The 24330-nt window shown below is 69.2% G+C and carries 24 protein-coding genes and 2 pseudogenes; 8 read left to right on the plus strand and 18 right to left on the minus strand.

All coding sequences use genetic code 11. The annotated features are described in order from the left end of the window. Positions 1–299: pseudogene (locus ABZY45_RS31835) on the minus strand (1,3-beta-glucanase); the annotation flags it as partial. Between the two features lie 339 nt (positions 300–638). Here ABZY45_RS31835 and ABZY45_RS31840 point away from each other — a divergent pair. Further along, positions 639–1142 (plus strand): GNAT family N-acetyltransferase, encoded by a 504-nt coding sequence (locus tag ABZY45_RS31840; protein ID WP_356745664.1) that lies wholly within the window; start codon positions 639–641, stop codon positions 1140–1142. Positions 1143–1328: 186 nt separating this feature from the next. On the opposite strand, the gene ABZY45_RS31845 is transcribed toward ABZY45_RS31840, so the two are convergent. Further along, complete coding sequence (locus ABZY45_RS31845; protein ID WP_356745666.1) at positions 1329–2087, minus strand: DeoR/GlpR family DNA-binding transcription regulator; 759 nt, start codon at positions 2085–2087, stop codon at positions 1329–1331. 49 nt (positions 2088–2136) lie between these two features. Between ABZY45_RS31845 and ABZY45_RS31850 the strand changes: the two are divergent. The 3 genes and pseudogenes from ABZY45_RS31850 to ABZY45_RS31860 all read left to right on the plus strand — a co-directional run. Next, positions 2137–2259 (plus strand): annotated as a pseudogene (locus ABZY45_RS31850) (DUF4406 domain-containing protein); the annotation flags it as partial. Between the two features lie 17 nt (positions 2260–2276). Then, the gene (locus ABZY45_RS31855) at positions 2277–2960 is read left to right on the plus strand and encodes an NUDIX domain-containing protein (RefSeq protein WP_356745668.1); all 684 of its coding nucleotides are present in this window, start codon (positions 2277–2279) and stop codon (positions 2958–2960) included. 201 nt (positions 2961–3161) lie between these two features. Continuing rightward, complete coding sequence (locus ABZY45_RS31860; RefSeq protein WP_356745670.1) at positions 3162–4001, plus strand: hypothetical protein; 840 nt, start codon at positions 3162–3164, stop codon at positions 3999–4001. A 65-nt stretch (positions 4002–4066) separates the two neighbouring features. On the opposite strand, the gene ABZY45_RS31865 is transcribed toward ABZY45_RS31860, so the two are convergent. Further along, positions 4067–7075 carry a family 16 glycoside hydrolase gene (locus ABZY45_RS31865; RefSeq protein ID WP_356745672.1) on the minus strand — a complete coding sequence of 1003 codons (3009 nt, stop codon included), beginning with the start codon at positions 7073–7075 and terminating at the stop codon, positions 4067–4069. Positions 7076–7630: 555 nt separating this feature from the next. Here ABZY45_RS31865 and ABZY45_RS31870 point away from each other — a divergent pair. Next, on the plus strand, positions 7631–8836 hold the full coding sequence (locus tag ABZY45_RS31870; RefSeq protein WP_356745674.1) for an oxygenase MpaB family protein: 1206 nt from the start codon (positions 7631–7633) through the stop codon (positions 8834–8836). A gap of 104 nt (positions 8837–8940) precedes the next feature. Here ABZY45_RS31870 and ABZY45_RS31875 read toward each other — a convergent pair whose 3' ends face one another. The 5 genes from ABZY45_RS31875 to ABZY45_RS31895 form a co-directional block, all read right to left on the minus strand. Continuing rightward, the gene (locus tag ABZY45_RS31875; protein WP_356745676.1) at positions 8941–10104 is read right to left on the minus strand and encodes a TetR/AcrR family transcriptional regulator; all 1164 of its coding nucleotides are present in this window, start codon (positions 10102–10104) and stop codon (positions 8941–8943) included. Between the two features lie 243 nt (positions 10105–10347). Beyond that, positions 10348–10959 carry a dihydrofolate reductase family protein gene (locus tag ABZY45_RS31880; RefSeq protein ID WP_356745678.1) on the minus strand — a complete coding sequence of 204 codons (612 nt, stop codon included), beginning with the start codon at positions 10957–10959 and terminating at the stop codon, positions 10348–10350. 151 nt (positions 10960–11110) lie between these two features. Beyond that, positions 11111–11350: a PaaX family transcriptional regulator C-terminal domain-containing protein gene (locus tag ABZY45_RS31885; RefSeq protein WP_356745829.1), complete on the minus strand. Its 240-nt coding sequence runs from the start codon at positions 11348–11350 to the stop codon at positions 11111–11113. Further along, a complete protein-coding gene (locus tag ABZY45_RS31890; protein WP_356745838.1) occupies positions 11311–11571 on the minus strand; it encodes a hypothetical protein in 261 nt (86 codons plus the stop codon). The genes ABZY45_RS31885 and ABZY45_RS31890 overlap by 40 nt, the downstream gene beginning before the upstream one ends. Before the next feature lie 60 nt (positions 11572–11631). Continuing rightward, positions 11632–12633 carry an endonuclease/exonuclease/phosphatase family protein gene (locus tag ABZY45_RS31895; RefSeq protein WP_356745830.1) on the minus strand — a complete coding sequence of 334 codons (1002 nt, stop codon included), beginning with the start codon at positions 12631–12633 and terminating at the stop codon, positions 11632–11634. Between the two features lie 458 nt (positions 12634–13091). Here ABZY45_RS31895 and ABZY45_RS31900 point away from each other — a divergent pair, with 458 nt between their 5' ends. Next, the gene (locus ABZY45_RS31900) at positions 13092–14480 is read left to right on the plus strand and encodes a DUF6357 family protein (protein ID WP_356745680.1); all 1389 of its coding nucleotides are present in this window, start codon (positions 13092–13094) and stop codon (positions 14478–14480) included. Between the two features lie 93 nt (positions 14481–14573). On the opposite strand, the gene ABZY45_RS31905 is transcribed toward ABZY45_RS31900, so the two are convergent. The 7 genes from ABZY45_RS31905 to ABZY45_RS31935 all read right to left on the minus strand — a co-directional run bounded on the left by ABZY45_RS31905 (position 14574) and on the right by ABZY45_RS31935 (position 19519). Then, complete coding sequence (locus tag ABZY45_RS31905; protein ID WP_356745682.1) at positions 14574–14954, minus strand: HEAT repeat domain-containing protein; 381 nt, start codon at positions 14952–14954, stop codon at positions 14574–14576. 132 nt (positions 14955–15086) lie between these two features. Further along, the gene (locus tag ABZY45_RS31910; RefSeq protein ID WP_356745684.1) at positions 15087–15701 is read right to left on the minus strand and encodes a hypothetical protein; all 615 of its coding nucleotides are present in this window, start codon (positions 15699–15701) and stop codon (positions 15087–15089) included. Between the two features lie 181 nt (positions 15702–15882). Then, positions 15883–16689 carry a GTP pyrophosphokinase family protein gene (locus ABZY45_RS31915; RefSeq protein WP_356745686.1) on the minus strand — a complete coding sequence of 269 codons (807 nt, stop codon included), beginning with the start codon at positions 16687–16689 and terminating at the stop codon, positions 15883–15885. 316 nt (positions 16690–17005) lie between these two features. Next, positions 17006–17290 carry a hypothetical protein gene (locus ABZY45_RS31920; protein WP_356745688.1) on the minus strand — a complete coding sequence of 95 codons (285 nt, stop codon included), beginning with the start codon at positions 17288–17290 and terminating at the stop codon, positions 17006–17008. Between the two features lie 146 nt (positions 17291–17436). Next, a complete protein-coding gene (locus tag ABZY45_RS31925) occupies positions 17437–18093 on the minus strand; it encodes a hypothetical protein (RefSeq protein WP_356745690.1) in 657 nt (218 codons plus the stop codon). Between the two features lie 143 nt (positions 18094–18236). After that, on the minus strand, positions 18237–18758 hold the full coding sequence (locus ABZY45_RS31930) for a nuclear transport factor 2 family protein (protein ID WP_356745692.1): 522 nt from the start codon (positions 18756–18758) through the stop codon (positions 18237–18239). Positions 18759–19006: 248 nt separating this feature from the next. Then, complete coding sequence (locus tag ABZY45_RS31935; protein WP_356745694.1) at positions 19007–19519, minus strand: hypothetical protein; 513 nt, start codon at positions 19517–19519, stop codon at positions 19007–19009. 249 nt (positions 19520–19768) lie between these two features. Between ABZY45_RS31935 and ABZY45_RS31940 the strand changes: the two genes are divergently transcribed. Then, positions 19769–20011 carry a hypothetical protein gene (locus ABZY45_RS31940; RefSeq protein ID WP_356745696.1) on the plus strand — a complete coding sequence of 81 codons (243 nt, stop codon included), beginning with the start codon at positions 19769–19771 and terminating at the stop codon, positions 20009–20011. A gap of 10 nt (positions 20012–20021) precedes the next feature. On the opposite strand, the gene ABZY45_RS31945 is transcribed toward ABZY45_RS31940, so the two are convergent. Next, a complete protein-coding gene (locus tag ABZY45_RS31945) occupies positions 20022–20543 on the minus strand; it encodes a hypothetical protein (RefSeq protein WP_356745698.1) in 522 nt (173 codons plus the stop codon). Positions 20544–21086: 543 nt separating this feature from the next. Between ABZY45_RS31945 and ABZY45_RS31950 the strand changes: the two genes are divergently transcribed. Continuing rightward, entirely contained in the window at positions 21087–22475 is a 1389-nt protein-coding gene (locus ABZY45_RS31950) for an MFS transporter (protein ID WP_356745700.1), read from the plus strand. 182 nt (positions 22476–22657) lie between these two features. Here the strand turns inward: ABZY45_RS31950 and ABZY45_RS31955 are convergent, their stop codons facing one another. Both ABZY45_RS31955 and ABZY45_RS31960 read right to left on the minus strand, forming a co-directional pair. Then, positions 22658–23137, minus strand: a complete 480-nt coding sequence (locus ABZY45_RS31955; protein WP_356745702.1) for an NUDIX domain-containing protein — start codon at positions 23135–23137, stop codon at positions 22658–22660. Positions 23138–23194: 57 nt separating this feature from the next. Next, on the minus strand, positions 23195–24214 hold the full coding sequence (locus ABZY45_RS31960; RefSeq protein WP_356745704.1) for an aldo/keto reductase: 1020 nt from the start codon (positions 24212–24214) through the stop codon (positions 23195–23197). Between the last annotated feature and the right edge of the window lie 116 nt (positions 24215–24330).

Raw genomic sequence — 24330 nt, forward strand, 5'->3', positions numbered from 1 at the left:
TTGCCCTGGCCGTCGAGCGCGGCGTTGTCGGTACCCGCCGTGTAGTACTGCCGCTCGTGGTTGCTGACGTTGTCACCGGTCTCCGTCAGCCACTTACTGCCGTCGACGCCGGAGCCCGCAGGCCCGTTGAACTCATCGGCGAACGTCACAGCGGCAGTTGCTGCCGCCGTTGCGGTGTCCGAGACGGGTGCGGCCGTCGCGACGGGCGCGTTCTGCGCCAGGCCGGTCGTCAGCGAGGCGAAGCCGAGCGCCATGACGAGGGACAGGACCAGACGTCTGGGAAAGCGCGTGGAACTCATTTACTTCTCCCTTCGGGGAGCGTGAGGGAAAATGACGCGCACATGACATATGTCCGAGGTGGAGCAGAAGGAGCACTCCCCTGAGGCCCCCGGCCGACCGGACGGGGAGAACGAAGGGATGGAAGCACTTACTTCAGTACGTGATTTAAGGAATGAACGCCGAGCCTGTCAAGGCTTTGGTCTGGACCGGAGACATGTACATCTCTTGCACGCACGCACACTTCCGGGCCTCCCGGCAAGGGCCGACTCCTGCGGGACCGGACGGCGAGACCGCCGCCGGTGTGGTCAGGACACGGCGCAGGGGCACCGCACGCCTCAGGCATGAGGCAAGGTGAACGCATGTCCTCATACAAGACCATGCCGTTCCACCTCGAGACCGAGCGGCTGATACTTCGGCCGTGGGCGGAGTCGGACGCCGCCGAGTTCAGCTCCCTGCTCTCCGAACGCGGCAACGGGACGCCGACGGTCGAGCACATCCGGACGTCCATCGCGGAGTTCCTCACCGAGACGGTGGCGACGGGCATCGCCCTGCTGCCCATCCAGCGCCGCACCGAGGGCGACTTCATCGGGTACTGCGGACTGATCATCGGCCGCTCCACCCTGGAAGAGCCGGAAATCGCCTATGAACTGTTCCAGCGCGTACACGGGCGCGGCTACGCCACCGAGGCGGCAGGCGCGGTCCTCGACGCCGCTGCCGCGACCGGGCGTAGGCGGCTCTGGTCGACCGTCGGCGCCTGGAACACACCGTCGTTGCGCGTCCTGGAGAAGCTCGGCTTCGAGCGGGATCACGTCTCCACGGACGACAAGGGTGAAATCGTCTGGCTGAGACGCGAGTTGCCCTGAGCGACGCCACTCTTCCGGCCTGGGGGCGGCGGCCCCCTCGCCGGCCTGCGGACCGCATGGGCATGGAGAGGTCAGGATCACGGGCGCATGCCTCTGACGACAGAGACCTGCCCGTCGGCGCACAAAGGCTTTTCGTCGCACGCCGGGCCGGGACCGCGAGCGGACGGGCGCGGACGCCCGTAGCCGTCAGTCCGCCGCCAGGATCTCGACGCCGCGCGCCGTGAGCTGTTCGATGACCGGATGGTGCGCGGTCGCGTCCGTGACGAGGCCGCTGATCCCCTCCCAGGGCAGGACGCGGAACCGGGAAGCGGCGCCGATCTTCTCGGACGAAGCCAGGACGTAGCTGTCCGCGGCACGCGCGGCCAGTGCGCGCTTCATCGCAGCCTCCTCGGCATCACCGGTGGTCAGCCCTGCCTCGGGGTGCACCCCGGTGACGCCGAGCAGGCAGAGGTCTGCGGAGACGTTCTGCGCCGCCTCGACCGCCGCAGCGCCGCAGGCGACCGCCGAGTGTTTGAAGATGCGGCCACCGAGCAGGAAGACCTCCGCCCGCGCATGATCGAGCAGTGCGGCGGCGATCGTCGGGCTGTGTGTGATCACGGTGCAGTCCAGGTCCCTCGGAAGGGCATGGACGACCGCGAGGGCGGTGGTGCCGCCGTCGAGGATCAGCGCCCCACCCGGTCGTACGAGTCCGGCGGCCACGGTGGCGACCTTCCGCTTGCCGTCCGGGGCCACGGACTGCCGGGCTCGGTAGTCCGCCACCGCCGGCGAGACGGGCAGCGCGCCGCCGTAGACCCGCTGGCACAGGCCCTCCCCCGCGAGGTCGCGCAGGTCGCGGCGGATGCTGTCCTCGGAGATTCCCAGCTCGGCGGCGACGTCCTTGGCCACGATCTTGCCCTCGCGAGCGAGCAGACCCAGCAGATGATCCCGTCGTTCAGCAGCCAGCATCCATACTCTCCCATGTTCTTTCACGTTTCTGCATGTATCGTACCTCGGCATGACCGACAAGCCCATGCTCATCCTCATCGCCGGCCCCCACCGCTCCGGCACGGACGGAGACCCCCAGGCGAGGGCCGCCAATCTCGCCCGCCTCGAAGCGGCCGCATGGCCGATCTTCGCCACGGTGCAGGCGAACGCGTGAGCGCCCTCCCCGGCGTCGACATCGCCGACCACCGCGGACGTACCGGCCTCGACCGGTCCGGGCGCGATCTGGACCGCAACGCCGACGTCGTGATCCGCGATGTCGAACTCACCTCGCAGGGCTGGCATGTGCTGCGGCGCACCACGTTCGACTACCGTCGGCGCGACGGCCGATGGACCACCCAGGAGCGCGAGACGTACGACCGGGGCAACGGCGCGGTCGTCCTGCCCTACGACACGGAACGTGGTCACGTCCTGCTCACCCGTCAGTTCCGCTACCCGGCGTACGTCAACGACCACCCCGACGGGATGCTCGTGGAGGCCGCCGCCGGGCTGCTGGACGCCGACGACCCGCCGGCCGCGATCCGGCGCGAGAGCGCCGAGGAGCTGGGGGTCGCCCTGGGGCCGCTCACCCATGTCCTGGACGCCTACATGAGCCCCGGGTCCGTCACCGAGCGCCTCCACTTCTTCGCCGCGCCCTACACCCCTGCCGACCGGACCGGGACCGGCGGCGGGCTGGAGGAGGACGGCGAGGACATCGAGGTCCTCGAACTGCCCTTCACCGAGGCCCTGGCCATGATCCGCGACGGACGGATCGTCGACGGGAAGACCATCCTGCTGCTGCAGTGGGCAGCCCTGGACGGGCCCTTCGCCCCGGAGCCACTGACCGCTGACCGCTGACCGCTGAGCGCTGAGCATGCTGACCTCACCCGGCCGACGGCGGGCCCGCCGTCACAGCACGTGGCGAGCGGCCGACGCCACGGCTGCCGGCACCCGCACCACAGGTGTACGTACGGCCACGGGGTGATCCGGGTCGCTCCAGGACGCGGCGATGACCGGGCATCTCGTGGAGACTTGAGATGCTGGAAGGGGCCCCTGCCGGTGGAAGGCCTCACGGCCGGGACAGGGACGCGGACGGAGCGCCACGTCCGGCCGGCAGACCGGACCGAGGCCGACGAGGAGGACACGATCGACACCACCGAGAAGTCCGGGCACTCGCTGGACTCCGCCAGCGTCCTGAACGCGAAGGAGACGCTCCTCGAACTCCTCGGCCGCGCGGGTGTGTTCCGTGACGAGGCCGATGAGCTGATCGCGCTCGTGGAAGCCGGTGCGCTCGCGGACGCGCACGCCGAGGTCGCGAAGGCGGAGCGCGCCCCGGGTGAGGGGGGAGATCCCTATGACGCCGGTTGGCACGACGGTGCCCGGGCCGTCGGCGACGCGCTCGCCCGCCTCGCCGAGCGAGCGCTCGACCGGGCCATCGGCACGGCGGTGCCCGACTGGGAGGGTGACGAAGCCGCCGAGTCCCATCACTCCGTCGGCAGGGTGGATGTGGAGCGAGCGAAGGTCGCGGTGACGCCGCTCTACCTCTCGTTCAACGACGCCTCGGACCTCGAACCCGAGGCGTCGGACGAGGTCCTCACCGCGGTGCTCGGCACCATGAGCGTCGTGGGGCGGGTCGGTTACGCGGGGCAGCTGGAGGAGTTCACCGAGACCCACAGGGAGCGGATGGCTCAGTTGTACGCGCGGTTCGGGCCCCGCAGCCACATCGCCCTGCACGGCCGCTACTCCCTCCTCCACTCCCCCACGAGCATCGCCGTGCTCGAGCGGCTCACGGCCGCGCCCTCGGCGCTCCGGGCGGAATGGGATCAGGCGGAGCTGCCGCCGGCCTGGCTGGAAGGCCTTCTGTCCGCCTGGAGCGCGTCGGGAGACCGATCGGGCTGAGGCCCCGCGCCGAAGCGGGGCGCCCCCTGCTCGTGGACGCCCCGCTCGCCGGTGGAGACCCTCGGTCAGCCCAGCGGCTCGATGCGGATGTTGCGGAACCTCACGGCGTTGCCGTGGTCCTGGAGACGGATCGCTCCCGCCGACGGCCCCTCCGGCGCACCCGCGCCGGTCGGTCCGTCGATGGCGATGTCGTCATGGACCTTCTTCCCGTTCCACACCACCGTGACGCGCGCGTCGGCGGTCTTCAGCCCGCTGTCGTCGAAGCGTGCGGCACGGAAGGTGATGTCGTACGTCTGCCACGTCTCCGGAGCAGTGGCAGCGTTGATGTCCGGCGCCTTCTTCTGGTAGATCGCCCCGGCCTCGTTCGTGTCGGGGGTGGTGTCGCCGAACGAGTCGAGGATCTGGAGTTCGTAGCGGTCCTGGAGGTAGACACCACTGTTGCCACGGTTCTGACCGGTCACGTCGTCCGGCAGCAGGGGCACCCGGAACTCCATGCGCAGTCTGAAGTCCTGATAGGCGTCCTTGGTGCGGATGTCGCCGCAGCACACCTCCATGGATCGCTCGGCGGCGAGCGGCCATTCGACGCGCCGCCCGTCCGTGTGCTGCCACTGTTCCTGGGAGCCCGTGGTCCCGTCGAAGAGGGGGACGGGATCACCGTGAGGGCGCACGGTGATCAGGTCGAGGTTGACATGACCGGTGTCACCGGTGTCGAAGCTGTACGAGACGGTGTTGCGCCCTGCCTTCAGCCGCACCTGCTCGGTCTGCGTCGACCAGGCGTCCCAGGTGCCCGTCGAGGCGAGTTCCGTCTGTCTGAGCTTTTTCCCGTTCACGTACAGGGAAAGGGACTTGGTCCCTTGGAAGGGGTTCGGGCCGTTGCTGTAGCGCAGGTTCACGTCGTAATCGCCGGCCTTGGGAACGGTGACGTCGAAGGTCGTGCCGGTCCTGTTCTCCGTGTTGTAGCGGTCGACGAAGCCGCTTCCCGAGTAGCCGGTGTGGTCGGTGTGGATGCCGGCCGTGCCGGTGAGCCGCGCCTCCTCCGCCTCGTACAGCGTGGCAGGCGCCGGCTGCTTGCCGGGCAGGGCGTTGAGCGTGTACCAGGCTTCCGTGCTCCACAGCGTCTCACCGGAAGCGGAGGCGAAGGGGCGTGGTGAGCGCAGGTGGACGACCCTGTCGGACCTGAGTCCGTCGAGACGCAGCCGCACGGTGCGGCTGTCGTCGGAGAGCGTCGCCGAGCGCACGGCGAGACTTTCCTCGGCGATCTTCGGGCCGCCGTAGTCGGAGGTGGGAGTGTAGCGCCACTGCTCCGCCTGGTAGTGCGAGGCCAGCTCCTCTGCGGTGGCCTCGGAGAGCGGCTGGGTGTACTCGAGGTCGAAGCCGCCGGGGACGGCCCGCATCTCCTTGATGTCGAAGGTGTTGCCACCGTTCGGCGTGAGCTTCTGCAGGCCGAACTTCAGCTTGCCTTCCTGCCCCCAGTTGCCGTCCGCGCCGAGACCGCCCGCGTATATCGAGCCGTCGGGGCCCATGGTGATGCGGTTGACCCCGGCTTCGAGCCCTTGCGTGTAGCGGAAGACGGCACCCTGGTACTGCCCCTTCACCTTCTCCAGGTAGGCCCGTTGGAGTCCTCCGTAGGTGACGTCGCCGAACAGCATCTGCCCGGCGAACCGGCCCTCCTTCAAGTACAGCGGTGTGCTGGGCGAGTTGGCGATCTCGTTCTGCGGCAGCCAGAGCACCGGCTGGGTGGGGGTGCGGTCGTCGAAGGCACCTGAGGGCTGGGTGTAGTGGTTGAAGAAGCGGTCCTGCTTGATCTGGACCAGCTTCGAGGCGGGCAGCCAGCCACCCTGGTTGTCGGTGGTGAAGAGAGAGTTCTCGGGGCCCCAGCCGATTCCGTTCGGGGTCCGCAGGCCGCCGGCGATCGCCTGGATCTTCCCCGTCTTCTTGCTGACCTTGTACGTCGTGCCGCGGCCTTCCGCGGGCTGCGGCGTCGTGGTCGCGCCGCCGTAGTCGATGGCGACGGACAGGTTCACGTAGAAGTAGCCGTCACGGTAGAGGAGCCCGAACGCGAACTCGTGGAAGTTTCCGCCGTACGGCCAGGTGGCGACCGTGCGGTACTCGTCGGTGACGGAGTCCTTGTCGGAGTCGACGAGTTGCGTCAGCTCGTGCTTCTGCGAGACGTACAGCGAACCGTCGACGTACTTGATGCCCATCGGCTCGCGCAGGCCCTCGGCGATCTTCTTCACCGTCACCTTGTCACGGCTGGTCTCGCCCGTGACATTGCCGAGGACGTACACCTCTCCGGTAGTGGTCTCCGACCCTCCCCAGGTGGAGAGCGCCAGGCGTCCGTCGGGGAGCCAGTCCATCCCGGTGACCTGCGGCTCGAAGCCTTCCGGGCGCAGGTCGGTGAGGTCGAGGTCGGGGCGTACGTCGGTGAGCGGGAGGCCGTCACCAGGGGTGTCCGCGCCCGATTCGCATTCCTTGCGGCCCGGTGCCGTGACCCGGACGACCCCGGCGTCGGTGCTCAGTGCCTCGCTCGGGACGACTGCGAAGTCGCTCGCGCCCGGTGGCTTCCACGCCAGCGTCAGCCGCTGGTCACCGCCTCGCTCGAAGTAGTCGACGCGGAACGGGTGGGACCCTGCGGTCAGTTGGGCGGAGCCGTCCTTCGGCTCCGCACCGTGCAGACCGTCGTGGTCGATGACCTGCTGGTCGTCGATCGTGAGCCGTGAGCCGTCGTCGCTGGTGAGGCGGAAGGTGTACGGGCCGTCGGCGGGAACGACCAGGTAACCGGAGACCTGCGCGACGAAGTTGTCGGCGTAGCCCCCGAAGTCGTCGACGGTGGACCAGTCGACGGTGGGCATCAGCTTGTCGTGGTTGGGCGTCTGGCCCGGTTTGAGCGTACACAGATTGCTGAGTGGTACCTGGGTGTCGAACACCCGCAGCGTGACGCCCGGTTCCTGAGGCGGTAGGCCGTCGGGCGCGGCGGCGGCCGGTGGCCCGGCCCAGATGCCTCCTGCGAGGAAGCCCCCGACGAGCAGGGTGGTGAGCTGTCTTCGGGCACGTTGGAACAGCCGTGGATGCATCGATCCTCCAGATACGGGGGCACTCCGGACGGGCTGTACTGATCCGCGAATAGCGATCGTCTACGGTTGCGCCGCCACGCTAGGGGGCTTCTGCTGAAGAAGTCCATACTTTGTCATCTGTGAGTTCAAAGTGCGTGGGTACCCATCCCCGCGCACCGCATCGATGGACTGCCGACAGGCGCCGCCCGCAGGGACGCCCGGCTCACCCGGCTTTGCCTGAGCCTTCGTCAGAATGGGTCCGGAAGCAGGCCGCCCCAAGGGCTCGCACAGCACGTGCGCCGGCGATGCGACAGGCATTGACCGGACAACCTTCGAACGCCCCGACCCGCCACCCCGTCCACGGTGGCGCGGATCGCGTCGGGGAGCGCCGTGGGCAGCCACGGGGAACGGGCGGCCACCTGGGGTCGGTCATCACCATTGCCGACGCCGAGACACCCCGCTATGTTAATTGAAAATCACATGGCTCAGCACGGTACGAATCGTCGTGCTCACGCAACTGGCAAGCCAGAAAACGGTGCATAGCGCCTTCTGGTCATCAGGGAAGCGGGTAAGTCAATGGAAAATCTCAGCAGGCGAAGGGCCTTGTCCCTCGGTGTCGCGCTCGGCCTCGTCGGCGTGGCGGAACCCTCCAAGGCGTGGGCATGGGCATCCAAGGACTCGGTCGCCGGAGCCGGGTCGGGCGCCGACCCGGAGTACGTCTGGGACAGCGCGACGGATCCTCTGATGGTCTCGCTGCTGGAGAACGGCCAGGTTCCCGCGGTCAACACCGCGATGAAGGGGTGGGTGAACAACAACGACGCACTGCCCAGCGGCCTGCCGGCCGAACTCAGGGCGCACCTGCAGACGTACAACAAGCTGCCCTCCTGGGCCGACCCCGTCAAGCTGGCCCGCGCCGCCGACTTCAACCGGCGCAAGGACACCTACCTGTTCATGCTGTACGGCCTCGGCAGCGGGATCATGAGCACCGTGATCCCGCGGGAGGCACGGAGCGTCTACTGGTCCTTCGGCGGCGCCGACATGAAGGACCGGGCGGCCAAGACGTTCACGTTCGGCTACGACCTGTCCCAGCTGGACGCCTTCAAGCCGACCGGGCAGTTCATCGTCACCGCCAACAAGACGCGTCTGGTCCACGGCGCGGTGCGTCACCTGCTTCCGCAGTCGCCGCACTGGCAGGCGGGCGCCGACCAGACCATCCCGATCAGCGTCGCCGACATCCTGGTCACCTTCCACAGTCTGGGCACGTACGTCCACCGCAAGATGCTCGACTGGAAGATCCCCATGTCGAAGGCCGACGAGGAGGCGTTCCTGCACTCCTGGCAGGTCGCCATCTATCTGCTCGGCGTACCGGCCGAGTACATCCCGCAGACCTGGGCGGCGGCGGACGCCCAGTCGGCGCAGGTGCTCACGCCGATACTCGCCCCCACTCCCGAGGGCCTGGACCTGGCCGAGGTCCTGCTCGGCCTTACCGCGGAGATCGACCTCGGTGTCACGCGCGGCTTCCTGAACGAGTTCGTGCGCTACGCCCTGAGCGACCAGGTCGGCGACTGGCTGGGACTGCGACGCGACTACGCGGCGGCGGCCCTGGTCCGCACCGTGTGGCCGGCCTTCATCCTGTTCCGCGAAGGCCTGTCGCCCATCGCTCCCGGCGCCTTCTACATGTTCGACCAGTTCCTGCGGGGCGTGGCCATGGCCTTCCTCAACAACGGCTCCTCCTCGACCACCACCCCGATCACCATCCCGACGGGGAACAGGCCGGGCTGAGCCACCGGGCCGCCGCCGCGGTAGCCCGTTCCTCGGCCGGTGCGCCGCGGAACGGGCTCGCGCGGGCCCCTCCGCGGGCGTTCCCCCAGTCGCGCGGACCCGGGTCAGACGCCCAGGGCACCGACGACCAGAGCTGTCACGGCGTCGCGGTTGCCGGGGCTGTCAAGCCATCGCAGGCCGCGCCCGGCCTCGACCGCGACACCGAACCCGGCGTGCACCAGCAGCCTGGCCTGGCGGGGGTCGAGCTCCGGTCTGCAAAGTCGCAGCTGCTGCTCCCAGACGGCGATGTGTTCACGCTGGGCGAGGACCAGGGACCGCCGCAGATCGGCCGGCAGGCCGGCGAGCTCGGCTTCGGCGACGCTGTTGAGGGCCGTGTACTCGAAGCTGTAAGCCACGTACGTCGACGCCAGGGCCACTATGGCGTCGTGCGGGCCTTCCACCTCGTGCAGGCTCTGCTCCACCCCCTGGGCCAGCAGTCCGGCGGCCTGGAGGCACGCCGCCTGGAGGATGTCCACCTTGCCGGGGTAGTGACGGTAGAGCGCGGACGGCGCCAGTCCCACCGCCTCCGCGATCTGCCCGTTCGTGACGCTGGCGAACCCGTCCCTGGCGAACAGCGGGATGGCGGCCGCGAGGATCTCCGCGCGGCGCGTCCGCGGCACCGGCTGGGCCGGCAGCCTGACCGGGCGTGCACCACTGCGGGCCGTGGCGGGATCGGTCGCTGCCACGCGCAGTGCCGATGCCGACAGCAGTTCCTCGGCCCGGCGTTGGGCGATCGAGGTGTGGTGCATGGTGACGGACCCGATCGCTCCGAGGGCTGCCGACGCCCTCAGGCGCCCGTCGGGCAGCGGGTACTCGCGCTGAACCGCCTCGTCGACCCGTCCGACGACGTGCCCGAACTTCGCCGTGAGATGCCGGCGGTCGTCGTGGTTGAGGAAGCGGGCCTCCCACCGGTACACGCCGCCCGACGCCCGATGCGCGACGGTGACCCGGGTGACGGCCGTGAGCACATCCGGCAGGGGCGCCCCGGACGGCACCTCGTCGATCGCGGCGACGAGCCGGTCCGCCATGACATCGGCACACTCGGCGAACAAGGCGTACTTGTTCGGGAAGTGCCGGTACAGGGCCGCCGCGGTGATGCCCACGCCGGCGGCGATCTCCTCCATCGACGCGGCGTGGTAGCCGCGCTCGCTGAAGACCCGGCCGGCCGCCTCGACGATGAGCTGCTTGCGGTTGCGGGGCCGAGTGGCCGCGGTCGGATCGGCGGTCACGACCGAACGGGCGGTGGAGGGGACAGGGCCATGCGGATCAGTCAATCACACGTCGACCGAGGCTCCCTGGTTCCACCGGCGCGGACCGCCCGGGACCCGATTCCGGCCATCGAGTGTGCTCCCCGGGCGAGGTGCTCGGGCTCGAAGGCGATCCGCCGGGCGAGGTGCCAGGGCTCGAAGGCGATCCGTCAGGGCCCCTCCCCGCGGAGGGGCCCGGTTCCGGAGCGGCCAGGCCCGGGGCGCCTACGCGTCGGCCCCGTAGGTCCCGTACTCCGGGGCCCCGGCCGATTCGTAGACGTTCACGGTCAGTCCGCCCGGTGTCGTCTCGTTGCTCACGAGCCGCAGTGCTGCCGGGGCGCCCCCGTCCGGGAACAGGCGGCGTCCCTCGCCCACGACCACGGGGGCGATCACGAGGCGCAGTTCGTCGATCAGCCCGGCGGCCAGCAGGGACTGGGCCAGCCGACCGCTGCCATGGATCTGCAGCTCGCGGCCGGGCCGGAGCTTCAGGTCCGCGACCTGCGCGGGGACGTCGCCGGACAGGATCGTGGTCGGATCCCATCCGGCCTCGGCCAGGCTCCGGGAGGCGACGTACTTCGGCAGCCCGTTCAGGATGCGGGCGGAAGGGTGCTCGGTCATCTCCGGCCAGTCCCGCGCGAAGTTCACGTAGGTCCGGCGGCCGAAGAGGAACGCGTCCGCCGCGGCGAGCCAGACGCCGGCCAGTCGTTCGAACTCCTCGTCCAGGTACGGCACGAACCAGCCACCCCGGGTGAAACCGTCGCTGGTGTCCTCGTCCGGAGAGCCCGGCCCCTGGCAGACGCCGTCCAGCGACAGGAACTCCTGCAGTACCAGCCTCATCGCGCGCACCACTCTCTCTTCGCCGGGCGAGTTGCCCGTACCACTGAAGACATCGTGCCGGGCGACAACTCATCGGTGCGGGCGCCGCCGACTCTCCGGTTCATGTGTCGGACTAGCCACTCCGTGCACAGCGCCCGCGAACGGGAGCGGTTCACCCGCGCTCCGTCGCTCCGGCCCCGTCCGCCGGCGGCCGGATGGCCCCGTAGGGCGCGGCGTAGGCCGGCGCCCGGCCTTCCAGTATCGCGACCATTCGTTCGAAGAGCTGAACGGCGGCGGAACCGCTCCAGTTGTCGGTGAGCACTTCCAGCGGCAGTCCGGGGTCGCGGAAGGGCAGCTTGCGCCGGTGGTCGATCAGGGCGAGATACGTGGTGAGGGCCTGTCCGCCGTCGATGAAGGGGGCTGCACGAGACGGTCGGCCTCCGGCTCTTGGGCGTCGACGAACTTCTTGTAGCGCCGGTCGATCGCGCCGATGTCCCAGCCGTTGCGGTCCAGCGCCGTCAGGTCCTGGCCCGCGGCGTAGTGGCCGACGAAGACGGCGCACTGCCCTGGCAGGTCCAGCCCTTCAGCATGCTGACTTCCTGTCCGGCGGGGCCGGGGCCGGCAATCGAACAAGACAGCTGCTCCCTGTCGGCGGAACTTCCGGCGGAACCTCCGGCGGAGTACGTACGCGGCTCACCAGCTGATGCCGGCGGCCACCGGCAGGTGGTCGCTGCCGGTCGCCGGCAGCACCCAGGAGCTCTTCGGCTGCATCCCGCGGACCAGGATCTGATCGATCCGCGCCACCGGGAACTTCGCCGGCCAGCTGAAACCGAAGCCGTCCCCCGCCGCGTCCTGCACGGATCGCAGCTGCGAGGTGAGGCCGTCGAACGCGCGGTCGTCCATCGTGCCGTTCAGGTCGCCCAGCAGCACCACCCGCTCGTTCCGCTCAGCGGCGACGGCCTCGGCGAGAGCCTGCGCACCGGCGTCCCGCTGCTCCGTCCGGTAGCCGCCCCTGGGCATCAGCCGTACGGAACCCAGGTGGGCGACGTACACCGCGAGGGGTCCGCGGCCCGTGGTCACCGTGGTACGCAGCGCCCGGGGCGTGGGTTTCCTCTCCTCGGCCGACAGGTGCGCCGCGAGCGGCCCGGCCATGCCCTGCATCGCGATGTCGACCGTCCGGGTGCCCGAGAGCGGCAGCTTGCTCCACAACCCGACCGTGCCTCGCACCTCGTGGTGCGGATAGGCCGTCGCCAGCTCCTTCTCGTACGTGTCCTCGGCCTGCGGGGTGATTTCCACCAAAGCCAGCAGATCCGCCCGGGTAGCGGCCAGGTCGCGGGCGGCACCGACCGGATCGGGGTTTCCCGCGCCGACGTTGTGGCTGACCACGGCGAGGTCACCGCCCGGGTGGGATTTGTCGCCGAGAACCCCGCCGAAGAGGCTGAGCCACACCAGTGCGGGCAGCAGCAGCCCGATCAGCGCGGAGGCGGAGCGGCACCACAGCGCCCCGGCCAGGAGTACGGGGACGCACAAGCCGAACCATGGCAGGAAGGTCTCCACCAGACTGCCGAGACCCCCGGCATCCGGGACCTGCGCGTGCAGCAGCATGAGCAGGCCCAGCAGCAGCCCCAGCGCCGCGAGCACCGGGCCGCGCTTCCAGGGTCCAGGGCGGGCGGCGAGGCGGATCACGCTGCGGATACCCGCACGACGGGTACCGGAACGCCGGCGTCCGGCAGGACCCTGCCCGGCCCCCACCGGGTCCACGACCTCGGCATGCTTCTCGGCTTCGGTGTGCTCCTCGGCTTCGCCCTGCTGCCGCGCGTCCGCGAACTCCCGTGCTGATGTACTCACTGATCAAGTTCCCGGCTCATGAAGTCCGCGAAGGACTGTGACAGTTACACGGAACCGTCCCGTACGTACGCGAGGCCCCTGGCGATCGTCGGGCCGGCCCGGCACTGCGTCGGCCGGCCGCGATCGCTTCGAGGCTATGGACGGGCACATATCCTCGGCGTATCGAAAACTCCCTCACCCGCGCATTCCGTATGTGAGCACAGTGCGTAGCGGTCGTCTCCCTGTGCACGGACTCGCCCCCTGTGCACGCTGAATGCAATCGGCCCCTGCTCGACGGCCGGCGGCGACCGTCGCATGTCAGTGGCATGTTGCATGATCGTGTCGGACCGTTCGGCACCAGGGTCACCGGGTGGTCGGGGCGTCGTGAGCGCGCGTTCCTGGCGAGTGGTGTCCTCGGACGCACCGCGCGACGGGCACGGCGCAGCCCGATGAACGCCGCACACCCACCGTGCGGACAAGAACCCTCGGTCCGACACACAAGGATGACGATGAGGCCACTGACCTTCAGCGACGACAAGGGCAACGAGCAGCAATGGCTCCCGGACGACCCTCGGTCCGCCCTCGACGCGTTCGGGGAGTTCCTCGACCGATGCCGCGCCGAGGGCGCTACGTCTCTCCATATCGAGGACGAGGAGAACGAGGAAGCACTGGTGCTCATGTACGACGGCGGGGCCGTCTGCCGGGTGAAGGGGACCCAGGACCCACGAACCGAGTACCGCCTCGTCACAGGCGCCGGCGGCTACCGGACCCAGATCGCCACGTTCGTCCGTGGCGGTTTCGGCGCCCTGGACCTCCACGGCCCCTGGCATCCGGACGCCGCCGGCCTCCAGCGGGCACACCTGCGCAACGAGTTCGACGGATCCGTGCTGCGACGGACCCACCCGCGCGCACTGCGGCAACGACTGGAGGTCCTGACCCGCGTCGACGGACGCGAGCCGACGACGGTCGGCGAGGTCACGCACCTCGGCTTCGGCAACGGCGACGGAGACACCGTCAACGCCTGGCTGGCCGCAGACGGCCGCGCCCTGGTGGTGACGTACGACCACACCAGCGCGCTCAACTCACCCGACGACGCCCGCGCGCACGCAGCGATGTACGACGGCGTACCGGCGGACCTCCTCGCCCTGGTGAGGGACGTGCCGGAAACGGACACCACGCTCAATGTCCCACACCCCGACGGCGGCACCCTGGTGGCCGCCACCGGCATCTTCCACTTCTCGGGCCCCTGCGCGATGGCAGAGGGGCTGGTGACCCGCCTCCAGAAGAACCGGTTGGGCATCGACGACACCGGGATCGGCCGGCTGCTGGACGGCTTCCTGACGGTGGAGGACTTCACCCCGGCCGCCGTCGCGGAGGCTGCGGAGTGGTGGAGACCTGAGGACGTCGCACGAAGTTTCGCCGCGACCGCCGCGCTCGAAGGAGAGCGGCCCACGACTGCGCCCCTCGACCAGGAGGCGGTGGACCGCTTCTGCGAGATCTGGGCCGACTCCGGGTACAACGACCGCTGGGATGTGCACTACGTCCTCTTCGAGGGCGACACCCGTGAGGACGTGGGCGAAACCCGGGACGAACTCCTGCGCTTGACCCGGACTATGGGGCTCGTGCGAGTCGACGCCCCACCAGGAGCCGCCACCGGCGAGGTGTGGGTCCGCACGGACCCCCGCGTCGACGCCGAACTCGAACGCTGGTCATGACCGGTCCGAAGGCGGGTCGCCACCTGCCGGGCCGGACGTGACGTGACGGACGCGAACGGGCTGCGGCGCCGGGGAAGGGAGGCGTAGAGGCCCCTACGGGCGACCGGTTCGGCTCTCTCCCCGGGCGAACTCGCGGCTCCGGCCCAGTTCGTCCACCGCCTCTGCTGCCTCCCTGCGCACCTCTGGGTCGGGGTGCCGTAGGTACCGCTCGACGACCGGCAGCACCACACGGTCGTACGTGGCGCCCAGTATGAACAGGACATAGCGCAGGAGCACGGGCTCGAACGCGTCCGCACCCACGGCGAGCGCTTCCACCACCCTGTAGGGGAGCTGGTAGTGCGTGGAGGCGATGCAGACGGCGTGCAGCGCCGACTCCCGGACCGCACAAGCTCTCGGGGGATAGCGCGACCAGGACGAGTCGCTCGACCACCCGCTCGGCGTCGTCCGACGCCAGGCAACCCGTCTCCAGTACATCGCTGATGACATCGAGGCAGAAGTCCCGGCGCCGGGCCGCGGCCCCGTCAAGTTCCTCCCAGGCCGACTCGACCACGGCCATCAGGTGTCGGCGTCCCGGCACATCCGATTCGCTCAGCTCGCTCAGCTCGCTCACCGGTCGGCTGGGTCGGGGTCGGGGTCGGGCCAACTCGCCACGAGGTCTTCGCGATCCGGGTAGGCGGACTCGGAGACCCGTTCCTGGATCGTCTCACCGTTGAGCCAGCACACCGGCCCGAGGCTGCCGTCGCCGCTGTCGAACAGGCAGCACACTCCACCGCTGGCCGCTGTGAGACCGGTGAACACCTCCCGGACGCGGGCGGACCGCGCGAACAGGCGGCTCATCGTCGATGTCGCTGCCCAGAACTCCAATGAGGTGTAACGCGGATGCAGCATGGACTCGAAGCGGATCGTCAGGTAGACGTAGCCGATCCTTACGCGTCCGTCCTGCTCGACATCGAGGCCGTACCTCTCCGCGTACTCCCGCACCGCGTCATCGACGCCGAACATGATGGACGTCTCGAGGTCGAGCGTGCCGCGTGCGGAGCAGTCGAGCGGTGCGCTCTTCCAGTCCGATGTGAAGGGAACGACGATCCGGTCCCCGCCGGGCAGTGTGAGCGCGAGCGGCGGTCCGTCCGTACGCGGTGGGGCGAGCGCGGCCAGATCAACCAGCGCCCGGGCGACGTTCTCGGGAGGCAGGTAGATGTCGTAGCCGTAGGTGAGCCCCATCGTGTTCCCCCTCTGCCGGGCCGAACCGCAGCTTCTCACCCTTCACCCCTGAGGAGCACGCCGGTTTCCGGCGGGGCGAGGAGGACACCTGGTCAGCGCCCGGCCGACGCGGAGGACTGCGCCGCTTCCCGGTTCCCACTCCCCTGCGCCCGGTGGACCGGCCGTCCGGCCCGCGAGGCGGTCAGTCCGCCGGCCCGCCTGCGTTCTCGCCGCCGTCCTCCGCCTCTGCGCCCGCCCGAGCGCTCTTCCACAGCCGCAGGAGCATCTGCTCCTCGGCGTCCGGCGTGGTGTCATCGGCGCTCTCCGAGCCGGCGCCGCGCACCTCGGTGTGCAACTCCTCCATGCGCTGATCGAGCAACTCGGCGAGATGCGCCGCCTCGGTCAGGCTGGCGACGAGACCGGCGGGCACGGAACCGTCGTACTTGTAGTAGATCTTGTGCTCAAGGCTGGCCCAGAAGTCCATCGCGATGGTCCTGACCTGTACCTCGACGGTCACAGGCACCGGGCCGGTGCTGAGGAACACCGGGATCTCGATGAGCGCGTGCAGGCTCTTGTAGCCGTTGGGCTTGGGGTGGGTGATGTAGTCCTTGATCCGGATCACCCGTACGTCTGTCTGGAAGGTGAGCGCCTCCAGGACCCGGTAGGTGTCGGCGATGAAACTGCACGTGATGCGCACGCCGGCGATGTCGTGGATGGACGCCCGGATCGCCTCGGGAGTGGGCTCGATACCGAGGCGCGCGACCTTCTGCAGGATGCTCGTGGGGGATTTGACGCGGGAACCGACGTGCTCGATGGGGTTGTACCGGTGCAGGTGCAGAAACTCCTTCCGCAGGATTGACACCTTGGTCAGCACCTCGTCGACGGCGAACTCGTGCTCCATCTGGATGCGCTGGAAATCCTTGCGCATCCTGCGTACGAAGGCCACGTCCGCCGGTGCGGGCAACTCTCCGCCGGCGCTGTCCGCGGATGCCTGCGCCTGGTCGGCCACGGTCGTGCTCCTGTCCCGGGTCGGTAGGCGTGTTCCGACGCGTTCGCCGGGCGCTCCGCACGAAGGCGGACGCAGTCCCATGCTCGCACCGGTGAAGGGGCCCGGCCACCCGCGACATGGCTCGTCGCACACCCCATCGACGGCGAGGCCCACCAGGTACGCCGCACCGGCATCCATGCCTACGAGCGCGGACTCCTGGACCCTGAGGGCTGAGCACCCCGAGCCCCACGACCTGCGGCCCGTCGCCGTCGACACCGACCCGATACCCCCGATACCCCCGATACCCGGCGAGGCAGGTTCACCCGCCGTGTCCCCGTCACCCGGTCCGCCGCGAGCTGAAGGCGGTACAGCCGCAGATCTCAGGGGTACTGATCGCCTTCCAGGTGGTGCCATAGCTGTCGTCGCCCCACCGGGTGTCCCCCCGCTCGTAGCGGCAGTTGCCCTTCCAGTGGTGCGAGCGGGCGTGGCCGCATACCGCGCACGTCGGCTCACGAGGGGCGTACGGCCCACGGAGCCCGCTGCGCACGATCATCACCAGGGCCGCGACACCACCCGCGAGGACGACGAACCCGACGGTACCGACGACGTAGTAGGCGCTCATACGTCCGGGTTCTTTCTCGAAAAGCTAATTCCTTCTAAAAAGCTGCAGGGAGGGACCGGAGCGATCCGCCCAGTGCTGTTGTATGCCCTTACTGCCTCATGCCCCTTGCGATCTGTCGGGAGGTGGACCGGCCGCTGTTGGCCCCGCTACACCGCGAGGTTCACCATCAGCGCGCGCATGTCCTTGATCATCAGAGGTTTGAGCTTTTGGGGAGTCTGTTCTGCATAGGCATTCAGGTTGAAGGAGAACTCGGCACCCCCGTCAAGAACGGTAAGGACTACAACTGCGCCGGGGCCGCCATAGTCGATGACCCCGAAATAGGCCCGCTCCCCAATCCCTTCGACCGGCGTCTTGACTATCTTGGGGCCGGTGTTGGTCTCGTTTGCTTCGCCGTTGGCCTCGAACTCCGCGCGCGGACTGGTCACCTTGTGCAACTGCAACCGTATGGTCAGCTGCTGGGCCGTGTCGTTCGTCACGAGGGAGTCGTTGCACTGGGCAACATCCATAGCCCGGTGACGGTGCTCCTCGTGCGTGGAGTCATCACCCCTGTCCCAAAGCCCGCCCAGGGCGGTCATCTCTGCGTCTGCGCACAGGTCGTTGCTCATCCGGTATCGCACGTCCGGCCCGTCGGAGGCGCCTATCGGCAGCAGGAGCGACCCGCCCCAGACCGCTGAAGCCAGCAAGGCGCCGGCCCCTGCCCACACCACTCTTCCACCGCGCTGCGACGGGGTGGCGGAAGGCTGCACCGCATCCGGTGCGGACTGGTCTTCAAGGTCGCGCGTCTGCCGCGCTGAGATGTGCACCAGGTGAACCTACGTCAGCGCCGTTGCCAGCCAGCTGTGATCCGCCTCACGGCCTGACCAGTGCTCTTTCCTGGCGCGCCGTGCATTGAGCTTCTTCAGCGTCGCCTCTGTCCGGCTCTGGCTCCACCCAGGAGCCGCCGGGCTCAGCTCGATGCCTGGGCGCCGGTCAGTTCCGTGACACGGGTGGCGGTCTCCTCCGGCAGGACAGGCGGCTCACCTGTGGTCCAGACGGCCCGCACGGACATGCGGTTGATGCGCCAACCGCTGTCGGTGCGTAGGAGATTCCCCTCGTAGATTCCGCCCACCGTGAACAGGGGGTTGGCACCCTCGCCCCTTGCTTGCAGCGTGGAGTCCAGATGGACGTGGGTCATGTGGGCATTCCAAGAGGCATTGGCCGTCCGCGCGCCTGGTTCGGCCTGGACGAGGACGTCGGAGGAGATGTGCAGCGTGGCGGCGAACCGGCCGGTGGCCTCCTCCACGTGGCGTACCGCGTCGGCGCCTTCGGCCACACCGAGCGGCGTCGTCGTCCGCAGGTCATCAGTGAAGTAGGCCCCGGACCAGCCCTCGTCGAACCGCCGCTCGTCCATGGTGCGGAAGAAGCCGCTGATGAGGGTGGTGATCTCGAAGTGGTCCCGGAGATTCGTCGTGCCAGTCATCTCGTTCATGGCTCGATCATTCGGCCTCAACCGCGCTTGAGGTCAAGGCCTCTCACCGCGCCGTAGCGAACTGGGAGCTCCGCACCCATCGCCGCAAGCCCCCCGTCATCCGCCGAGCAGGGACGCCTGAGCCATGGCCCGGCGGCGCGATCCCCGGTTCCGGTCGCGGGCCCGCGGGCATCGAGGCCGAGCAGGGGCGCCGGCAGCCACCCGAGCGATCCGGATGGCTGCCGGCGCAGTACGAGGAGTCGGCTGCTCTAACCGGCCGGCTGCAGTTCCCAGTAGTGGGGCTCGATGGAGGCCTGCCGCACCACGAGCCGGGCGGTCACACCGGGATCGTCCACCAGCTTCCCGTACGAGCCGGACCGGTCGGCGGGCGTGTGCTCGATGTCGGCCCACACCAGGCTGCCGGGCCCGGCGGAGCCGTAGGAGACGGTCCACTCGGCGTACTTGTCGCCGCAGTTGCTCACCGACACGGTGTGCTGCGACGTCACCATCAGACAGGTGCGAGGGTCCGAGCCCGGTGTGGAGACTTCCATCGTTCCGTTGGGGCGTTGCCGTACCTGCCAGTTCGCCGAGGTCGACACGTTGTCCGTGCAGGCGCCCAGGGACACCACGCCGATTCTCGCGTGCGTCTTGGGCCACACCAGGCACTTGCCGTCCTGGAGAGCCGCGAAGCGGTAGACGCCGTCGACGAGCGGGGCGGCGTGGGCGGGTTGAGCGACGGCCGCGACGGCGGCGGCCAGGACGGACAGGAAGCGTGAACGCATGGCGGGGACTCCTCGAACAGCCGTGGTCGAAAAGCGATCGCACGGCACAGACGTGGTCGATGAACAATCCGCCGGAGACGACGGTGACTCCGATCCTGGAGGGCCGGTCCGCCCGGCAGCGGCCTGCGACGGCCGCCGTCACTCGCCTGGTTGAGCCGCGTCACCCGATGGTGGTGTCAGGGGCGTGGCCTCGCTGGTCAGCTCGGGCTCGGGTACAGGCCCAGGCGCGGGCCGGCGCCTGCTCGGCCGGTGGCTTGTCGGCCGTGGCATCGTCCGTGCCGGCAAGGCCGACCAGGAGCGCACCGCCGGAAGCGCGGCTCCCGCGGCGGCCGGCCACCGCGCTTCGACCGGGCCGACTACCGCGAGCGCCACGGGGACAAGTGCTGGATCAACCGCATCGAGAGACACCGCGCTGTCGCGACGCGCAACGACAAGCTCGCCGTCCGCTACGAGGCGACCGTCCTCGTCACGGCGATCAACGAGTGGCTGTGACCCTCGGCTGTCACGCGGCGGGATCCACATTCCACTCAGCGGGCAGATCGCTGCCACAGAAGACGCAGACGAAGTCGTCCTCGCGCACGATGTTGTGCTCCTGGCAGTCGGGGCACCGCCGGAACACCACCTCGTGGGTGAAGCCGGATGGCCGCCGGAGCTCTACAGCGTCCAGAGCTCGGGCGACCTCCGCCCAGGAGTGGACGTCCGGGCAGTACCCGGTGGACTGGTTACTGACCTCAGTCACGACCCAACGGTCCGCCTCCAGCACGAAGCCGATCTCGCCGGCACCCAGAACCATGGCTCCGCCGGCACAGGCCACGTGCTCGCTTCGCCGCGGCGCCAGCCGGAGCACGCCGTCCGTGCCGACCACGAAGGTGAACGGCTCGGACAGCTCTGCCGTCGACCGCTCAGTGATCCAGTCGCTGAATTCAGCGGCCGAGCTGATCGGGCACCCGCCGCTGTCAGGCCGGACCGCAGCCTTCAGTTCGACCGGTCCGACATATCGATAACTCCGCCCCCGCGCACTCACGTCAGCCAACCTAGAGCACTTCCGACACACGCCTGCGGACAGGGCCCCGTCAAGGCTTGCCCGGCGGGGGCCGGCGGTGCTCGCACGACGGCTGGGCGCGGCACGTACTGGACGGCTCCAGGGCGGAAGCGATGGACCGCGATCGGCTGCACCACGACCGGGGACACGACCCAGTCCGGTCGCCCGCCACGCAACGCCTCTGAGTCGATCAATCCCGGATGCCCGAGTTCAACGGAGCGTAGTCAGCACCAAGTCAGCAGGGGACAGGTGAGGACGGGTGATGACGTGGGGTTTCAGTCAGCACCAAGCCAGCACGGGAGTCAGCACCGCACCGTCGAATCACCCTGAACCACGCGTCCCTGGCCGCCCCTCGTTTCGACCACCGCCGTTCCTCTGAGACGCCTTTCCCGTGAGTCGGCATGGGGGCCACAGGCATAGCGCACCCTCGAACTATGTTGCCCCGCCACATGTGCGCCTGACCTGCGGATTCCTACGGTGTGGCAACACGCAAACGTCCCCGTCACACCCCAGGAAGTGGTGCCGATGTCGTCGCCCGCAACCACCCCACCCGCTCCGAACAACCTCAGGCGCATCGTCGCCGCGAGCCTCGTCGGGACCACGGTCGAGTGGTACGACTTCTTCCTCTACGGCTCCGCTGCCGCACTGGTCTTCAACAAGCTCTTCTTCCCCGGCTCCGACCCGCTCGTCGGCACCCTTCTCTCCTTCCTCACCTACGCGGTGGGCTTCGCCGCACGTCCGCTGGGCGCTCTGGTGTTCGGGCACTACGGGGACCGGCTCGGGCGCAAGAAGCTGCTGGTGCTGAGCCTGCTGATGATGGGCGGTGCCACCTTCGCCATCGGGCTGCTGCCGACGCACGCCGCCATCGGTTCCGCGGCACCCGTCCTGCTCACCGTCCTGCGTCTGGTCCAGGGCTTCGCCCTCGGTGGCGAGTGGGGTGGCGCCGTGCTGCTCGTCTCGGAGCACGGCGACGCGAAGCGGCGCGGGTTCTGGGCGTCATGGCCGCAGACGGGGGCGCCCGCCGGGCAGTTGCTGGCCACCGGGGTGCTGTCCGCGCTCACCGCGCTCATGTCGGAGTCCTCGTTCGAGACGTGGGGATGGCGCATACCCTTCCTGCTCTCCGGGGTACTCGTGATCCTCGGTCTGTGGATTCGTCTCTCTGTCGATGAATCACCTGTGTTCAAGGCGGCCCTCGCCCAGGCCGAGCAGCGCAAGGCCTCTGCCGAACCCGCGGACAAGATGCCTCTCGTGGCCGTTCTGCGGGACCACTGGCGCGACGTACTCATCGCCATGGGCGCCCGGATGGCCGAGAACATCAGCTACTACGTGATCACGGCGTTCATCCTCGTGTACGCGACGACAGCCGTGGAGCTGAGCAAGCAGACGGCGTTGAACGCCGTACTCATCGCCTCCGCCGTGCACTTCGCCGTGATCCCGCTGTGGGGTGCGCTGTCCGACCGGATCGGGCGCAGGCCCGTCTACCTCATCGGTGCGATCGGCGTGGCCGTGTGGATGTTCCCCTTCTTCGCACTGATCGACAGCCGGAGCTTCGTGAGCCTGCTGCTCGCCGTGACCGTGGGCCTCGTCTTCCACGGCGCCATGTACGCACCGCAGGCCGCGTTCTTCGCGGAGATGTTCGCGACGCGGATGCGCTACTCGGGCGCCTCGATCGGCGCCCAGTTCTCGTCCGTCGCCGCGGGCGCCCCGGCGCCGCTCATCGCCACCGCGCTGCTCGCCGACTTCGACAGCTCGACGCCGATCTCCCTGTACGTCATCGCGGCCTCGCTGCTCACCGTACTGGCGATCGTCTGCGCGAAGGAGACCAGGAACCGCGATCTTGCCGACATCGAGCCCGGAGCCGAGAGGCAGGCCGCGGAGGCTGCGCCCCTGCCCGCCGACGCCCGTTCCGTCTGAGCGGCGGCACCACTGGACGAGGCGATCCGGACAGAGAGGCCCGCACACCGAGAGCCGAACGCCTGACGTCGGGCGCCGGGCTTCGGGCGCCGGGCTTCGGGTGCCGAGACGCGGCCTGCGTCCGGCGACACAACGCCCCGCAACCCCTTGATCTCTCCCGTGCGGGAGGAGTCAAGGGGTTGTCAGCCCGTCGTGGAGGGCGCGAACCAGGTCGGACCGTCCGTGAGGGACTGCTTGATCCGGAACAGCGAGAACTCGTTCAGCGGCGGCAGCGCGTCGACGTCGAACCACGCCACCTCCAGCGACTCGTCGTCGTTCACCCGCGCCTCCCCGCCGGTGGCCCGGCAGCGGAAGGTGATGTCCAGGTACTGGCAACGGTCGCCGTTGGCGTACTGCACGGGCTGCAACGCCTGGGTGAGCACCACCCGTTCCGCCACACAGTGCACGGCGGTCTCCTCGAACACCTCCCGCTCCGCAGTCAGAGCGGGCTCCTCACCAGGCTCGGCGATACCGCCGATGACCGACCACTTACCCGTGTCGGACCGTCGGCCGAGCAGCACCCTGCCCTCGTCGTCGAAGACGACCGCGGTGACACCCGGCAGGAGAAGCAGCTGGTGACCGGCGGTGGCCCGGATGTCACGGATGAACTCTGGAGTCGCCATGGGCCGAGCCTACGTGTCCGCCGGGCCGCCACACCCGGCGGTTGCGCCGCCGGAGGTTCAGCGCCGGCGAAGCGCCGGGTCGAGCAGCGCCGGCGGGGTGTCGAACTTCTCGTGTGCGGCGAGATCGGTCCCGGGAGCGACGATGGCGTCGATCGCGTCCAGTACGTCCGCGCTCAGGACGGTGTCAGCCGCCGCGAGCTGTGCGTGCAGATGCTCCGTGGTGCGCGGTCCGATGATGGCGCTGGTCACGGCGGGGTGCGCGGTCACGAAGCCGAGGGCGAGCTGGATCATCGTCAGACCGGACTCGTCGGCCAGCCGGGCCAGTTGTTCGACGGCATCGAGCCTGGCCCGGTTGGAGGGAATCGTGATGTCGAAGCGTTCCGGCAGGACCTTCGAGCGGCTGGTGGTGATCTCGCGCCCCTCACGGACGGCACCGGACAGCCAGCCGGAGGCCAGCGGGCTCCACGCCAGCACGCCGAGCCCGTACTCCTCGGTCACCGGCAGCACATGGGACTCGATTCCGCGCTGCAGGATCGAGTAGCTGGGCTGCTCCGTGACGTACCGGCTCAGGTGGTGCTCGCGGGCGGCCCACTGGGCCTGCACGAGGCGGTAGGCGGGGAAGGTCGAGGAGCCGAAGTAGCGGATCTTCCCCGATCGCTGCAGATCGGTCAGCGCCGACAGCGTCTCCTCGTCGCTGACGCTCGGGTCCCATCGGTGGATCTGGTAGAGGTCGACGTGGTCGACACCGAGACGGCGCAGGCTGTTGTCCAGTTCGGTGACCAGCCAGCGGCGCGAGGCTCCCCGGTGGTTCCGCTCCTCCCCCATCGGCATGGTCGCCTTGGTGGCGAGCACGATGTCCTCGCGGCGGCCGGCGATGGCCTTGCCGACCATCTCCTCCGACTCGCCCTCGCCGTACATGTCGGCGGTGTCGATGAGGTTGATCCCGGCTTCGAGAGCGGCATCTACGATCGCCGTGGCCTCGTCCTGGGTGGTGCGCCCGATCGCGCCGAAGTTCATGGCGCCGAGCACGAGAGTGCTGACCTGGACGCCGGTGCGGCCCAAAGTGCGGTACTGCATGTTCGTGTTCCTCCATGACGGTGAAGCGTGATGGCAGGCGTGGCTTGGTCCCGGCCCCCCGCTCTGACAGGATGAGCAAACGGAACCTCGTTCCGTTAAAGATACGGAACACCGTT

The sequence above is a fragment of the Streptomyces sp. NPDC006516 genome (assembly GCF_040611875.1).
Classification (GTDB): domain Bacteria; phylum Actinomycetota; class Actinomycetes; order Streptomycetales; family Streptomycetaceae; genus Streptomyces.

Excerpts from the sequence above, each read along its gene's own strand:
- ABZY45_RS31955 (WP_356745702.1), bottom strand. The coding sequence starts at position 23,137 with ATGGCGACTCCAGAGTTCATCCGTGACATCCGGGCCACCGCCGGTCAC.
- ABZY45_RS31840 (WP_356745664.1), top strand. The coding sequence starts at position 639 with ATGTCCTCATACAAGACCATGCCGTTCCACCTCGAGACCGAGCGGCTG.
- ABZY45_RS31960 (WP_356745704.1), bottom strand. The coding sequence starts at position 24,214 with ATGCAGTACCGCACTTTGGGCCGCACCGGCGTCCAGGTCAGCACTCTC.
- ABZY45_RS31865 (WP_356745672.1), bottom strand. The coding sequence starts at position 7,075 with ATGCATCCACGGCTGTTCCAACGTGCCCGAAGACAGCTCACCACCCTG.
- ABZY45_RS31880 (WP_356745678.1), bottom strand. The coding sequence starts at position 10,959 with ATGAGGCTGGTACTGCAGGAGTTCCTGTCGCTGGACGGCGTCTGCCAG.
- ABZY45_RS31935 (WP_356745694.1), bottom strand. The coding sequence starts at position 19,519 with ATGCGTTCACGCTTCCTGTCCGTCCTGGCCGCCGCCGTCGCGGCCGTC.
- ABZY45_RS31870 (WP_356745674.1), top strand. The coding sequence starts at position 7,631 with ATGGAAAATCTCAGCAGGCGAAGGGCCTTGTCCCTCGGTGTCGCGCTC.
- ABZY45_RS31905 (WP_356745682.1), bottom strand. The coding sequence starts at position 14,954 with ATGTACTGGAGACGGGTTGCCTGGCGTCGGACGACGCCGAGCGGGTGG.
- ABZY45_RS31950 (WP_356745700.1), top strand. The coding sequence starts at position 21,087 with ATGTCGTCGCCCGCAACCACCCCACCCGCTCCGAACAACCTCAGGCGC.
- ABZY45_RS31900 (WP_356745680.1), top strand. The coding sequence starts at position 13,092 with ATGTTGCATGATCGTGTCGGACCGTTCGGCACCAGGGTCACCGGGTGG.
- ABZY45_RS31845 (WP_356745666.1), bottom strand. The coding sequence starts at position 2,087 with ATGCTGGCTGCTGAACGACGGGATCATCTGCTGGGTCTGCTCGCTCGC.
- ABZY45_RS31920 (WP_356745688.1), bottom strand. The coding sequence starts at position 17,290 with ATGAGCGCCTACTACGTCGTCGGTACCGTCGGGTTCGTCGTCCTCGCG.
- ABZY45_RS31910 (WP_356745684.1), bottom strand. The coding sequence starts at position 15,701 with ATGGGGCTCACCTACGGCTACGACATCTACCTGCCTCCCGAGAACGTC.
- ABZY45_RS31930 (WP_356745692.1), bottom strand. The coding sequence starts at position 18,758 with ATGAACGAGATGACTGGCACGACGAATCTCCGGGACCACTTCGAGATC.